This is a genomic window from Pontibacter qinzhouensis (genome assembly GCF_008017455.1).
In the GTDB taxonomy this organism is placed as follows: Bacteria; Bacteroidota; Bacteroidia; order Cytophagales; family Hymenobacteraceae; genus Pontibacter; species Pontibacter qinzhouensis.
The window spans coordinates 99178-113725 of the sequence record NZ_VRTY01000002.1 but is presented as its reverse complement, the minus strand read 5'-3'; the positions used below and the strand labels follow the sequence as shown (position 1 = coordinate 113725).

The following is a 14548-nucleotide window of genomic DNA, read 5'->3' as shown; positions in this document are numbered from 1 at the left end:
AATTACAAAAACCAGGTGATAATAATTCTAACCAGCTGAATATGTTTTAGTTATAGTTGGACACTAATGAAGTTTGATTTAAAGTTGGCAGGACAAAATTTTGATCACAAGGGGAGCAGAAAAGTAGAGGCATTAGCTGAAGTTGATATCCATCTACTTAATATAAACAACTAGAGCAAAACAATGTTCAATATATTTTCATAATAGTGCCATTTAAATCCATCTATAGCAATTATTTAAATCAAAATGCCCTTCAGAAGCTTTTTCAGGTTCCAAGTGTCAAGGGTGGGATATGTTACAGCACCTGAATCAGCACATGGTTTTTAGTTCTTGCCTGTACTTCTGGTATACATTTTTTGCTGCGTTTCCTTTTGCAGCCTCTCCTGCATAACCGATCTGGTAAGGCCTTGTAAAAGAGGCAGGTTTAGAGCCGGCATGCCAGCATCAGGTAAAGCAATAGAGGTGCGGGGAGCAAGGAAATAAACTGAAATTAGCATCTGCGCTAACCTATATGCGGCCTGCCCGTTTAAAATGAACGACAGATACATGAGCCTGCGCCCTGTGCAGGTGAATCCAATTAACTTATAAAGACACTATGAATTATACAGAAAACTTTGAAGGCATTAAAATAGACGTACAAGCAGTAGATATCTCTATTTCAGATGATATTCAACAACATGTTCGCAATTCCATTTCTAAGTTAAAGCGGCACGCCAGTAAAATCGATTCGGTTGATGTGTATTTTAAAGAAGAAGCCAACCACTCGACTGACGCAAAAAAAGTTAGTATGCGGGTAGGTATACCCGGCAACGACGTTTTTGCCGAAGACAAAGGCGACAACTGGTATGAGCCTCTGAAAAATGTTGAGGAAAAGCTCAGACGCCAACTCGAAAAACGATAGAGCCCATTACCTTGAATAAAGACCGGCTGCACGCTAAATAGAGCGTGCAGCCGGTCTTTTTAGATTAAATAAATCCAAGGGTGGTGCAGCTTTAATTATTCTATTGTTTTGGAAAAATCTTGTGGGCGAGAGGCATCAGCAACGGTTTACTTGTAGCTTTTCTGCGGCATTGGCGCTTCACGCGCTCCTGGCTTTCCCATGGGAGCTTCAGATACAGCGCATCATTACTTTATCCGACATAGTATTTCAGTTCGCGGTAAACTTCGGCTAGTCGCCTGGGTGGGAAATGAGCGTTTAAGCCGCTGGGGTTTGGCAGCACCCACACCTGCGTGTCGCCGATTGTGCGAGACTGAAGCCCAACGCCACTACCTTTGTGCCCGAAAGCTGCTTCGTAAACCGAAATACCCAGTAGCGCCAGCACCTGCGGTTTGTAAGCCAGCACCTTTTGCACCAGCTGCTCCCCACCCTGCCGCAATTCCTCTTTTCGCAAATCGGCAGCAGCCACTGTGGCACGGTCTACCACGTTTGTTATGCCGTAGCCCAATTGCAAAAGCTCCTGTTGCTCGCCTGGCAACAGCTGCCGTGGCGTAAACCCTGACGCATACAACGTGGGCCAGAACCTGTTGCCGGGCCGTGCAAAATTGTAACCAACCACGGCCGTATAAACACTCGGATTAATGCCACAAAAAAGAACCTTTAACCCAGCCCTGATCACGTCAGGCACGGTTCGGCCTACCGCTGAGGCAAGTTCGGCTTTGGTAGGTTTGTAAAGCATAATAAGTTGTAAAAAGGAGGCTCAATACCGGAGCCTCCTTTAATAACTAAAAGCGGAGCCCTGTGCTAACAGAAAAGCCTCTTCTCTTTCCTTCCGCATTATCGAAGTTCAGGGTGGTCATCAGGTTGTGGTGGTAAAGCACATCAAAGTTCAGAATCCAAAGGTCAAAACCGAGACCTGCGTTTATCGCAAATTGGGCATTTCTGATTTGTCGCCTGGTTATAGCCACATTGTTCTGGCTAACACCAATGTTGTACTCTAACGACGGACCGGCCAGCAGGCGCAGGTGCGGGTCGCGGCTAAAGGCGTTTCGAACCACATATCCGGCCATTACCGGGAAACGCAGGTAACGCAGCCCAATATCATCGGTAGCGACCACGTTAACACCTAAGGCCCTATCTACATTAGAGATCGTATTGCTCATGTATTCCACGCCCGGCTGCAGGTAAAAGCGCTCCGTCCCGATGCGGGCGAAAACGCCTAACTGCCAGCCTAAGCCTAAACTAGAATCGCGGAAGTTAGGATCTTCGGTAAGTGTAAAGGCATTCAGGCCAATCTGGGCGCCTACCCATACTCTTCTTTCATTTGATGTAACGGTTATTACTTCTCTGTTTTGGGCTTCCGAGTAGAAAGCGATCAGAAGCAGCATAAGTGCAAGTACTGTTTTTTTCATGTTTCAGGAGATTTTAGAAGGTGTAAATTTTAGCTGCTACAGCAGCCGGTAGGGCCAACAGAAAGAAAACAACCGGCTGTTACGTTCTAATTAAACTGCTGACCAGTTTTTTAAACTCCTAAGCCTTGTTCTTTGTTCTGAAAAATTTCATATTTTATTTAAACCAGTGGTACTTGTGGCTGCCCTGAGTTGGGGTAAAGATTAAATCTACTATTCCAGATCAGCTTTCACTCAGCCTGCTTGCCATACTCTCAGATGCTACCAACTACCTTTCGCCACAGTTTCCGGCTCTAACCACTGCCAAAGTCCAAAGCTGGTACAGGCCCTAATAGCATCTGTAAACCAAAAGTAAGTGCTGTTCTCAGTTTCTGCCCTTGCCGGGTGTTGTCGTCAGCGAGCAAAGCCCATTGGGAGCCTGAACAGCAACACGACAATGAGATCATCCTGCTGAAAATAGGAAAACAACGTCCTGATTATCTATACAGACTCAAGCCTGACAAGCTTGATTTTGAGGGCAGTATAAGGGTAGGTACTAGTCGGTTCAGAACCAGACTTGTTTCAATGAAATCCAAATTATTCTAATTAAAAAGGCCTTCCAAAGTAAAATTCTCAATTTTGATCCAAGGGTTAAGACCATCTAATAATATCAGTTGTATAACACATGGCGCAACTGATTAGGAAAACCTGTTTTTCTTTTAAGTTAAAAGATGCCTTCTATTGCTGAAGTTGTTAGTTAATAAACAAGTCTTACGCTTACCCCTTATCTGTAATTACTTCCGAATGATGCGGTTAATCACGTTAAGATTCAACTGTTAATGGAAGGCTACTTGATGAAGACCCTTGGCGCAAATTGTAGAAAAAAGCTTTGGAAGACCGTTTCCATTGTAATAATTGATGTTACACACTAAGGATATTCAATTAAATTTTATAATCCGAACCCAACAAATTATTTGCTGGCGGTGTAGCTGAGGCTCGTAGTGCAAATCCCAGTTCTTGGGTTGAGCGCCTTTGCAGGTTTCCGGTGCCGCGGGAGCGGCAGCCCGCTTGCGGGCAGGAAAGATGCAGCAGCGCGATGCTCAAGAACGAGGCCCCGCGGGCTTGAGCGCTAAGACCTCTACTAATAAAACAATAATGCTTAAGTGCACCGGAAAAAGCAGCAGCTAAGAGAGTTGGCAAAAAGCTTAGACATACCTCCTAAGTAAATGTGGGTAACATCAGTGAATAATTTAAATCATATAAATGATAAGAGGGAGCCCAGATGAATTATGCAAACTAAAGCACCTGGTTCGAAAAAATATTAAAAAGACACTCAGCAAGCATGAGCACAAAACACTCATAATCAGTTACTTATTATCAACACTAAAAAATTAAATTTTGCAGAACTTGAGCTTTAAAGGCATAAAAGCCAAAAATCCTATTTTGAGCGTGATACTTTTTCAAATCACCGTTAATTTTTTTTGCGCCATCTCTTTTACCAGGTAACCTGATTAAGGAAAGAAAATAATTTTATACAGGTTATAGCTTTGTATTGTTAACTTTTACTCTATTTCCATTTTCTTAATTATTCAGCTGGATATAGCTTACAAATTAGAATTTCGCAAAATTTGAGTACGTCAGCCGTAATATATTAAGTTTTTCTAGAGAATATTAGTTATGCCCAGTAAGGCTCTTAATTAGAAAAATAGAATATTTTTATTTTAAAATTCATTTAAAAAATTGACAAAAATGTTTGGTCAGATAATTTATTAACCTTAAATTGATCAGGTTTATTAGTTATTATAATACAATCGCTTATAGTTTTCCACCTCTTATCTCTATTACCTACGCAACATCCTGGCATCTCTGACATGCTGTGACATTGTTATTTATTGCCTTTTATTATAATCCTGTTTATCCGCAGCTAAATTATTAGCTACGTCTGGAAGAGCTTTTTTTTATATTTTTTTAACTTCAATTCAACTCATCTATGATCACAAAAAAATTTACTCCATCCAAATTAGCCTACCCTCTGGTTTTTGCTCTAGCGGGCTTGTTCGGCTGTAACCCAGAAGTTGAGGTAGATCCGGCTGCCAGCTTAAGTCTGGATGCCACCTCAGAAGCCCAGATTGCCAATGGCGCCTCTAAAATTAAGTACAGGGGCAAACATTACATTGTGCTTTCGACCCAGGAACAACTGCCGGCAGGCCTCGAAAGTAAATTGGCTGCCGCAAACGGCAAAGTAAACAAGCTTATGCCCCAAGCCGGTGTAGCCTCAGTTTTTTCTGAAGATCCAGAATTTGTAGCCAAAGCCAGCAAAATACCTGGTGTACGCTCTGTTGTGCGCGACCTCGAAATAGAATGGTTGAAGCCGGAAGATCAGAAAGTGGTTGCACTTGAAAACTACGGAACACCACCTTTCAGCGGCGACAACGATCGCTTTTTCGACTTGCAATGGGGCCATGCTGCCATTCAGGCATCGGAAGCCTGGAACGCTGGAGCGCGTGGCAAAGGTGTGCGTATAGCAGTGCTGGATTCCGGCTTCGACTTAGATCATCCTGACCTGGCTCCAAACATTGACCTGGCTGCAAGCAAAAGCTTTGTAACAGGTGAACAATTGGGCTATGCCTTACCAGGTGTTGGTAGCCACGGCACCCACACTGCCGGCACTATTGCCGCTGCCGACAACGGCATTGGCATTATTGGTGTGGCACCAGAAGCCCAGCTTATTCTTGTAAAAGTACTCCGCGATACAGGTTCAGGGGCTTTCTCCTGGATTATTGATGGCATTGTGCACGCAACCCAACAAGGGGCCGACGTTATTAACATGAGCCTTGGTGCCTCCTTGTACCGCAACGGCAAGTACCTCGACGACAATGGCACGCCTAATGATCCGACTGACGATTTTCTGGTTAAAGGCGATACCAAAGGGGTGCAGGAATTACTAATTGCGCTCGACCGCGCTACACGCTATGCAACTAAAAATGGCGTAACCCTTATCGCTTCTGCTGGTAACGATGCCAACAATGGAAATGCCGATCAGTCGTTGGTGCACATTCCTTCCAGCTCATCAGGGGTTATTTCTATCTCTGCTACCGCTCCTCGTGGCTGGGCGCTGAACCCGCTCAACACCTTTATGGATAACCTGGCTTCGTACTCAAATTATGGTATAAAAGATGTTCAGTTTGCTGCCCCGGGTGGCGACTACATGTACCCTGGCAACGAAATAGCCACTATTGCCGGTGTAACGCAATATGTGTACGTGTTCGATTATGTATTCAGCACAGGTAGCAACCTGACGCCAGGCGCTGCCAGCTATTACTGGTCTGTAGGAACCAGTATGGCTGCACCTCATGCAACAGGCGTAGCCGCTTTAATTATTGGCCAGAACGGCGGTCAGATGGACCCAGCCAAAGTACTTGCCAGAATGAGAGCGTCAGCCGATGATCTGGGCAAACCAGGCCGTGATCCTTACTATGGCTACGGACGTTTAAATGCCTTGCGTGCCGTTACCCTGACTCAATAACAGCATAACAACAGTACTAAAACTGCCTGCAGAACAATCGTTCTGCAGGCAATTTTGTTTTTGGCGATCAGTGAAACCAACTACTGCTTTGCCAAATTATAAATTATGATAGCGTGAGCATTCTCGCTTCGTGACGATTATTCCGCGGCCTCTGGTCTTCCTAAAACTCCTTTGCAGCGACTTATGTGTTTTATTATTGCATGGCAGGATTGTTAAGTACATTCAAGGAAGTTTTGCCTGATAATCAACCCTGTATTCTTGTTTTCTTCTAAATTATTCAAATGAAAACGGCCTTCAAAAGGTTTTTCATCTGAATTTTGCCAAGGGTCTAGCCGACATGGTTTAGTTGAGCGCACGTAGTACTATGCCCCCTTCACCGGCAACCAAAAGTCATTTGTTCATTAGAACAAGATCATAAAAACAAAAAAGGACAGCCCTGCATGGACTGCCCTTTTTCATAAAAACGCACTTCTAATTATTTTTTCTCTTTCTCTTTCACGACTGTACCGTCAGCGTTAAAAATAACTTTCAGGTCTTCGTCATCGCCATCTAGCTTAGCCTTGTACATGGTTTTGCCATCTTTCTCTACTGTGCCGGCTTTCTCGATGGTGCGGTTAGCATACTGTTGGTCTATGGCAGTTCTTACTGCTTGTGGTAATTCAGAAGGGGCAATTTCGCGTCCTTTTTTCTCAAGGGTGCCATCTTCGTTGTACACGGCGTAGTGTTCCTGGTTGTTAACCTCAAATTTAGCGTGGTAGCTATCATCTTTCTGATCCCACTCTACATCTGTGGCTTGAGAATACGAGTTGCTGAAGCTACTCTTAATTTGTTCCGGAACATCGTTCTGCGCAATAGCCGCTGTGCTGATACCAAAACCTAATGCCATGATAAATACTAACTTTTTCATAGTTGCTTCTTTATGTAATAACTTAAACAATAACAGGCTTTATAATTTTACCGATATAGCATTTCAACACTACATCTTTATATCACCTAAGCAACTTATACTGCACTTTTTTAAATTTTGTTTAATTTAAGCCAATTTTTATCCTTAAATTTTAATTAAAACGAAATTAAAATCATATTAAATTAAAAATTTAATAATATTACTATAGTTGCATATTTCACCTGACAGCCAGCCAGAGTTATTATTTCTTATAAAAAGAAGATTCATTTAATATAATTTTTCTTTTTATTAAAAAATTGTAAGCCCCAATAAAATGTATTATAAATTGTATTAAAGTAAACTACTACAGAACCGATTCCTGGTTGTATAGCTAAAAACTTCAATTAAAACTGGATTTATAGTAAACAGTATCAATACTTCATCTGACATTACCTACACCTCAACAACTTTAAATTCGGGCTTGGTAAGTATAGAGTTGGTAATACCTCCCCTGCTGCTGAAGCAACTCCTCGTGCTGGCCGCGCTCCACAATACGGCCTTGCTCTATTACCAGTATTTGGTCGGCCTGCCGGATGGTGCTGAGGCGGTGCGCGATTACGAAGGTGGTGCGGCCCTGCATCAGCGATTTTAAGCTGGCCTGAATCAGGCTTTCGCTCTCTGTGTCGAGGTTGGAGGTGGCTTCATCTAAAATGAGGATGCGTGGGTCTGCTAAAATGGCTCTGGCAATGGCAATACGTTGCCGCTGCCCCCCAGATAGCTTTACGCCTCGCTCGCCTATCAGCGTATTCAGTCCGTCTTCGAACCTGTCTGTAAACTCCTGCACATGCGCTGCTGCTACTGCTTGCTGCAATTGCTCTTCGCTTGCGTTAGGGCGTGGGAACATAATATTGTCTCTGATGGTACCTTCAAATAGAAAATCGTCCTGCAGCACCACTCCCAGCCTGCTCCGGTAACTCTTTAAGCTAATATGCTGCAGATCGAGGCCATCTACGGTAATAAGACCACTCGCAGGATTAAGAAAAGAAGCTGCAAGCCCGGCAATGGTGCTTTTACCTGAGCCAGACGTACCGACCAGGGCCGTAACCGATCCGGAAGGAGCTTTAAAACTGATATCCTGCACCACCTCCTTTCCAGGTTCATAAGCAAACGAAACGCTATCAAACACTACATCGCCGTAAATATGTGCGGGAGAAATAACTCTGAGACCTCCATCATCTTCCAGGGGCATGTTCAGAATTTCTTCTGTGCGGTCCAGCCCGGCAAAGGCTTCGGTAAACTGGCTCCCGATGTTGCTCATCTGCAAAATAGGCGCAATCATAAAGCCCAGGAAAAGTGTGAAAGCCAGAAAATCGCCGGTAGTAATATCGCCGGTCATAATAAGGTAACCACCTATGCCCATTATACCTGCAGAAGCCAGGCCGAGCAGCAAGGTAGCAGAACTTGTAACGATGCTGGTCGTGATCAGGCTTTTCTTTACATTTAGAAACAGGCGCATTACGCCGTCTTCAAAGGTCTTGATTTCCTGCTCCTCGGCGTTAAATCCTTTTATAACGCGTACACCGCCTAAAGTCTCTGTTAGTCTACCGGTTACTTCCGCATTTATAACACCTCGCTCTCTGAAGATGGGGCGTATTTTGCCGAATGCCTTTAAAGAGATAAGCCCAAAAATAGCCACCGGAAACAGGACAAAAAACGTCATGAGCGGACTAAGGTAAATTAGAACAGCCAGGCAGATCAGGGAAGTAAGCACTCCGCCGATCATTTGCGCAAAACCTGTGCCGACCAGGTTCCGCACCCCCTCCACATCTGTCATAATCCGTGATACCAGTTCGCCTGTTTTAGTATTGTCGAAGAACCGTATCGGAAGCTGAATGATGTGCCGTTGCACCTTTGCCCGCAATTGCGAGATAAGGTGCTGCGCCTCCACACTTAAAATCTGGGTGAGGGCAAAAGAGGTGACCGCCTGTATAACAATGGCAATACTTACTACCAGAATAAGCCACATGAGCAGCGTGGTATCTTTATTCGGAATAACATCGTCGAGCAGGTATTTGCTGGCACCTGGAAGCACCAGGCCAGATAACCTGCTAATAATAACCAGCAGCAGCCCAACAGACAAGTGTTTTTTACGTGGCCACACAATGGTTTTAAACACATGACCAATGGTAACGTTTTTAAGCTTTTTATTTTTTGACATAGTGTAAAGGGCTTATTAGCAGCACAAGCTCTGGCAGAGGAGCAAATTGCCAGGCAGCCTGTAAGTTCATAATTTTAGGCTAAATTGTTATGCCTGCTTCGTTAATTTATTCCCCCCTTGAAACAGAGGCCTAAGCTCCTAAAGCACCTGCACGTTACATCTGCTGCTCATTACAAGAAGCCGGAACTTAAATAGTAGTTCATATACTGACATAAAAAACCAGACAAATAAAAAAGCCTTCCCCATTTGAGGAAGGCTTTTAAGCTAAGTGTAACTAGACTAAGTTAACGCTGTTACAGGAGTATCGGGTTGCTCATGTGTTTTAAGCCATTCAATCGTATAGCTGGCAACTTCTTCCCAGCCGGGTTCACCACAAATAAAATGGCTTCTGCCTGCAAACTCTTTAAAGCTGATCACACCACCTTCATCTTCATAAGCCTTTGCATTTTTCTCAACCAGAGTAGGTGGAATAATCTGGTCTTTTTCGCCAGCCAGTAGAAGCAGTGGTGGGTGCGACAGGCTCAGGTCAATTTTTCCGGAACCACCCATGCAATCGCGAAGTACATTACGGCTATCGTGGGTGGCGAACTGCTCGTATGCAATTGCTACCTCTTCATCGGAGAGCGTATTGGCAAAAGCTGTTTTAAATGTTTCCAGATCCATATAAATGGGCTCATCTCCTTTTAAAGGGTTGGCGATAACAGCACTATTTTTAAAGAAGCTCCAGTCAAAATCGAGCATAGCATTTGGGGCAACAGAGTTAATAGCAACGCCAGCCTCCAGGTAGCCTCGGTTTGCCAATAGCTGCACTACAAGTCCGCCCACCGAGTGGCCAATTACAATAGGCTTCGTCTCCTGCTCCAGCACGAGTCGCTCTACAGTTGTCACTACCTCGTCGAGCGACAAATTACCCAGGCCATCAGGGGCATTGGCTCGTAAGGCGCTGGGTTCGCCCTCGTGGTAAGGCCAGGCCGGAGCCAGACAGTTATAGCCGCGCTCGCTGAAAAATTCAATCCATTTAGTCCAGCTTTTCGGGTTCTGAAACATGCCGTGTACAAAAATTATAGTTTTCATAGGTGTGTTTTTCTTGAACTGTACATACGAGTAAACCTCCTTCTTCGGATTTCTTCTTTTTGTATAATTTTTCAGACTTCAACCTTAATTTGTGAAAGTTGACTATTCACTACCTAAGTCTACAGCAAAAACTTTTATGTAGTATTTTTTTTAAATCAACATAATACAAACATGCCTTCAACCCAGTAGCAAACAAGTTCTTTCAAGCTTAAATAAATAACCATCCATAAAATAATAATACCCGGAGCCTAATTATACCAGCAGCTAAACCAACTTGTTACCTTCTTGATAATGGGTTTAACCTCTATTAATAATGCCTGATTTGGTATCCTAAAAAAATTAAATTCAGTTATTTAAAAAAATATCCTAACATTTTTTCATAAATTATGTTTTATTAATGGAGTACCTCGTTAATAAAGTAAACTTAAAAACGTAATCATGAAAGAAACATCCAATTTGTTAGTTCAACTAATTAGAATCTTCAATAACGTAAAAAGCAGTTTTTTTCAGGAAGAGAGGAAACTGGCTTTAGTTCCGGTTCGTCGATAACTCGCGAAAATAAAGATAGATGATCAGGCTGCTCTCGCCGATTATTCTTAACTCTTTGGAGTGCGGTATAATAAAGAGGCAGAGTAAAGCCGACACTAAACAATAGGCAATACGCGGTGCAGAAGAATTTTCTTCAACGTACCGCGTATTGTTTTTTTCTGAACTGACTAAAACAAGTCTGAGCATTACTATCTTCCAAAATATGCCGTTTGTTAAGCTTTTGCAAAAGCCTGTTAACATAAATCTGGTATACCAACATCTTTACCTGTTACACCTTTACCCGCTCCACTTTCAGTTTCAGGCGGCAGGTATTCCTCCTGCAACTAAAAGTTCGTACCTTTCAGCAGATAAGCCATCAGGAATAAGCTCCCTCACGGTCTTTTAGCAAAGGAGCAGCAGATGCTAAACAAATACGCAGCAGGCTTGTTTAACCATTACCAGGATAAGAAGAAGAATTAACTGCAGACACATTAAATATTAAGTAAGGTAGCTGCTTTAATTTGAGTTTAGTTCATCTGATTACAGCTGTCCGCTTTTTAATTTGGGGAAGCTCCTTAATTAATTAGCTGCCATTACTTTCGTCTAAAGAAAATTTATTGCAGAAGGCTTTGCCTCCTTATCGTACTTAAAACATTACCTACCGTAATACAACATTAGTGAGTTAGTGCGATCCGGAAACGAAACGCGAAGGTTTGGCGCTCTATTAGGAAAAATATTACATGATACACGCTTCATCTTTACCGACGGAAACCTTAAACTTACTTCGTGCCCTTCCAGACCCGTATCTTTTCATTGCCACCGATTTTACAATTATTACGGCCACAGATGCCTACCTGCAGGCTACTCATCAGGAACATGATTTCTTAACTGGTAAACCAATACTGGAGCTGTTCCCGACAAACCTGGCAGATCTACGCCAATCGCTGGAGTGGGTGCTTGAAAATAAAAAACCGCACCAACTGAACTTGCAGCAGAAGGTGGCAAAAGACAAGACGGAAGAAACGAAAGATAAAAACTGGTCGGTTACGAATACGCCCGCACTTGATGCTGAAGGCCAAATTTCTTATCTTATATTTAAATTAGAAGCTGTTTTACAGCCTGAAGAGTCTGTTAAATCTGCCTGGCAGCAGGCAAAACAAGCAGTGCAGCCTTCAGCTGACCAAACAACACTAAGCCAGGAGCTGATAGCGGCACGTGCCGAAGCCGAACTGCAGCGTGAGCAGCTGCACAACATCTTAATGCAGGCCCCTGCGCTCATCTGTATTTTTGAAGGTCCGGAGCATGTGTTTAAACTGGTAAACCCGCATTACCAACAACTGGTTGGCAACCGCCCCATTCAGGGCCAACCCATTGCCAAAGTAATGCCCGAACTGGCCGGACAACCTATATTCGACCTCCTCGACAAAGTATACCGCACCGGCGAGACTTATCATGCACATGAAATGATGGTGCAACTCGACCACGAAAACATTGGCAGCTTAGGGCACAATTACTACAATTTTATATACCAGGCAACCCGCGATGTTTATGGAAAGATAAACGGCATTATGGTATTTGCCTATGAAGTAACGGCACAGGTAAAAGCCCGACAAGAGGTTGAGGAGCGGGAGTATGCGCTACAAACCCTGAATGAGCAGATGGCAGCCGCAAACGAAGAAATAAGAGCTGCGAACGAAGAGCTGACCGTAACCCAGATGGCCTTACAGGAGCTGAACGATGTACTGGAAAGCCGGGTGGAAGAAAGGACGCAGGAGTTGAAACTGGCGCATCAGAAAATCGAAGCCGATCGCAACCGTCTGCATGTCTTGTTTATGCAAGCCGCTACTCCTATCTGTATTCTGGCTGGAGAGGACCTGGTGTATGAGCTCGTTAACCCTGCTTACCAGCAATTGCTGCCGGGCCGCCGCCTGCTAGGTAATTCTATGCTGAAAGAGGCACTTACCGAACTGGAAACCCAACCGTTTGCGCAAGTTATCAAGAATGTTTATAAAACCGGCCAAACCTACTTTAACCAGGAATCGTTGGTACCAGTTGCCCGGTACGAAAATGGCCCGATAGAAAACAGGTATTTCAGCTATACATTACAGGCCCGACGAGACGAAGCTGGCCAGGTAGATGGGGTTATTGTATTTGTGTTTGAAGTAACCGAGCAGGTAGAGGCCCGCCAGGAAGTGGAGCAAAGCGCCAAACGGTTGCAGCTTATTACCGATGCGCTCCCGGTTCTTATTGGCTACCTGAACAAAGAAGAAAAATATGAATTCGCAAATCAAGCGTATGAGGCATGGTTCCATAAAAAGCCAAGTGAACTTATTGGCCGGAAAGTAGTGGATATTGTAGGTGAGAAAGCATACGCTGGAGTTAAACAATACATAGATCGGGCTCTGGCTGGCGAACGACTCGATTTTGAATCGAGAATGCCTTACCGCGAAGATTTTGTAAAGTACATCAGAACCAGTTACGTGCCCGATGTAAAGCACGGCCAGGTAGAGGGCTTTTTTACACTTGTAAGCGATATTACAGAACAGGTGCTGGTGCGGCAACAAATCGAGGACCGCGAAAAAGAGGCGAATGCCCTGGCTCAGAAACTCCTGCTCGCTAACGAAGATCTCTCTAAGTCGAATACCGCTTTGCAGGAACTAACGCAGCTCCAGAAACAACTGGTTGCACTAGTCGATAACAGCATCGATTTTATTGGCCTCGCCACTCCTTCTGGTAAAGGTGTTTACATTAACCAGGCTGGCCTCGATTTTCTGGGGCTCGAACAGAAACAGGTGAAAGAACTTCATGTTACGGATTTCTTTTTTGAAGAAGATCAGGCTTTTGTACAGGAAGTCATTATACCTGCACTGCTGTCGGAAGGTAAATGGGCAGGTGAGTTTCAGTTCAAGCACTTTATAACCGGTGAAAAATTACCCGTGCACTACAATAGCTTTGCCATTAAAGACCCCGATACGGGGCAGTTATTGGGTTTAGCCACCATTTCAATTTATATAGGAGAACGGAAAAAGCAGGAAGCAGCCCTAAAAGCACTTACGGAGCAGTTAGCCAACACTAATGCTGAACTTAGCACCACCAACGAGCAGCTGACGCGCACCAACATCGACCTCGACAATTTTATTTATACAGCCTCGCACGATCTAAAAGCACCTATTTTTAACATAGAGGGCCTTATGCAGATACTTATCGAGTCTTTGCCCCAACACCTGATAGCGGCTGAGGGTTTGGACGATGTAACCCGCATGATTCAACAATCTATAGAGCGGTTTAAGCGAACTATCGACCACCTGACCGATGTCACCAAACTTCAAAAGGAAAATAACCAGGCGATGGTGGAGGTAAACCTGGCCGAAGTAATTCGGGAGGTCAGGCTGGACCTGTCGCCGCAGTTAGCTGAAGCAGGTGCAGAAGTAACTGTAGAGATGAACGGTTGCATAGGCGTTAATTTTTCAGAGAAGAACCTGCGCTCTGTAGTTTACAATCTCTTGTCGAACGCCATTAAATACCGCTCCCCCGACCGCAAGCCAAAAGTAAAAATAGAGTGCCGGCACGAAGGAGACTACCTGGACTTGTCGGTGCAGGACAACGGCCTTGGAATTGATCTGGAAGCCAGCCAGCGGCTCTTTACAATGTTTGGCCGCCTGCACGACCACGTAGAAGGTTCTGGCGTTGGACTTTATATGGTGAAAAAGATGGTTGAAAACGCTGGTGGCTACATAGAAGTCGACAGCCAGGAAGGGCAAGGCTCTACCTTTAAAGTGCACCTTAAACGGTAACTTCCTGTTTGGCTGAAACATTAATTTTCAGATCCATTAAATTAGCAAGAACTGCAGCAGATGATTATTTGCAGAAACCAGCATGTTCTAAATTATTCAAATGAAAATGGCCTTCCAAAGATTTTTCCCCGGAATTTAGTCAAGGGTACTGTAGCCTTACGCTGTTTGTCTTTGCTTTAGAAACAGTTCAGCAATTC

Annotated in this window: 8 protein-coding genes; 3 read left to right on the top strand and 5 right to left on the bottom strand. The window is 44.0% G+C overall.

Annotated features, from left to right (window positions below; genetic code table 11):
• Positions 1–595: 595 nt before the first annotated feature.
• Positions 596–901, top strand: a complete 306-nt coding sequence (gene hpf / locus FVR03_RS01000) for a ribosome hibernation-promoting factor, HPF/YfiA family (protein ID WP_147919892.1) — start codon at positions 596–598, stop codon at positions 899–901.
• A 229-nt stretch (positions 902–1130) separates the two neighbouring features.
• Here the strand turns inward: hpf and mug are convergent, their stop codons facing one another.
• Positions 1131–1676 (bottom strand): G/U mismatch-specific DNA glycosylase, encoded by a 546-nt coding sequence (gene mug, locus FVR03_RS00995; protein ID WP_147919891.1) that lies wholly within the window; start codon positions 1674–1676, stop codon positions 1131–1133.
• A 46-nt stretch (positions 1677–1722) separates the two neighbouring features.
• Positions 1723–2349, bottom strand: coding sequence for a putative outer membrane beta-barrel protein (locus FVR03_RS00990; RefSeq protein WP_147919890.1), 627 nt, complete (start codon positions 2347–2349; stop codon positions 1723–1725).
• Between the two features lie 1966 nt (positions 2350–4315).
• On the opposite strand from FVR03_RS00990, the gene FVR03_RS00985 reads away from it, so the two are divergent.
• A complete protein-coding gene (locus FVR03_RS00985; RefSeq protein WP_147919889.1) occupies positions 4316–5851 on the top strand; it encodes a S8 family peptidase in 1536 nt (511 codons plus the stop codon).
• A 475-nt stretch (positions 5852–6326) separates the two neighbouring features.
• On the opposite strand, the gene FVR03_RS00980 is transcribed toward FVR03_RS00985, so the two are convergent.
• From FVR03_RS00980 to FVR03_RS00970, 3 genes are all read right to left on the bottom strand, one after another.
• Entirely contained in the window at positions 6327–6758 is a 432-nt protein-coding gene (locus FVR03_RS00980; RefSeq protein WP_147919888.1) for a PepSY-like domain-containing protein, read from the bottom strand.
• 448 nt (positions 6759–7206) lie between these two features.
• A complete protein-coding gene (locus tag FVR03_RS00975; protein WP_147919887.1) occupies positions 7207–8955 on the bottom strand; it encodes an ABC transporter ATP-binding protein in 1749 nt (582 codons plus the stop codon).
• Positions 8956–9234: 279 nt separating this feature from the next.
• A complete protein-coding gene (locus tag FVR03_RS00970; protein ID WP_147919886.1) occupies positions 9235–10029 on the bottom strand; it encodes an alpha/beta hydrolase in 795 nt (264 codons plus the stop codon).
• 1268 nt (positions 10030–11297) lie between these two features.
• Here FVR03_RS00970 and FVR03_RS00965 point away from each other — a divergent pair.
• The gene (locus tag FVR03_RS00965; protein ID WP_147919885.1) at positions 11298–14351 is read left to right on the top strand and encodes a PAS domain-containing protein; all 3054 of its coding nucleotides are present in this window, start codon (positions 11298–11300) and stop codon (positions 14349–14351) included.
• Positions 14352–14548: the final 197 nt, after the last annotated feature.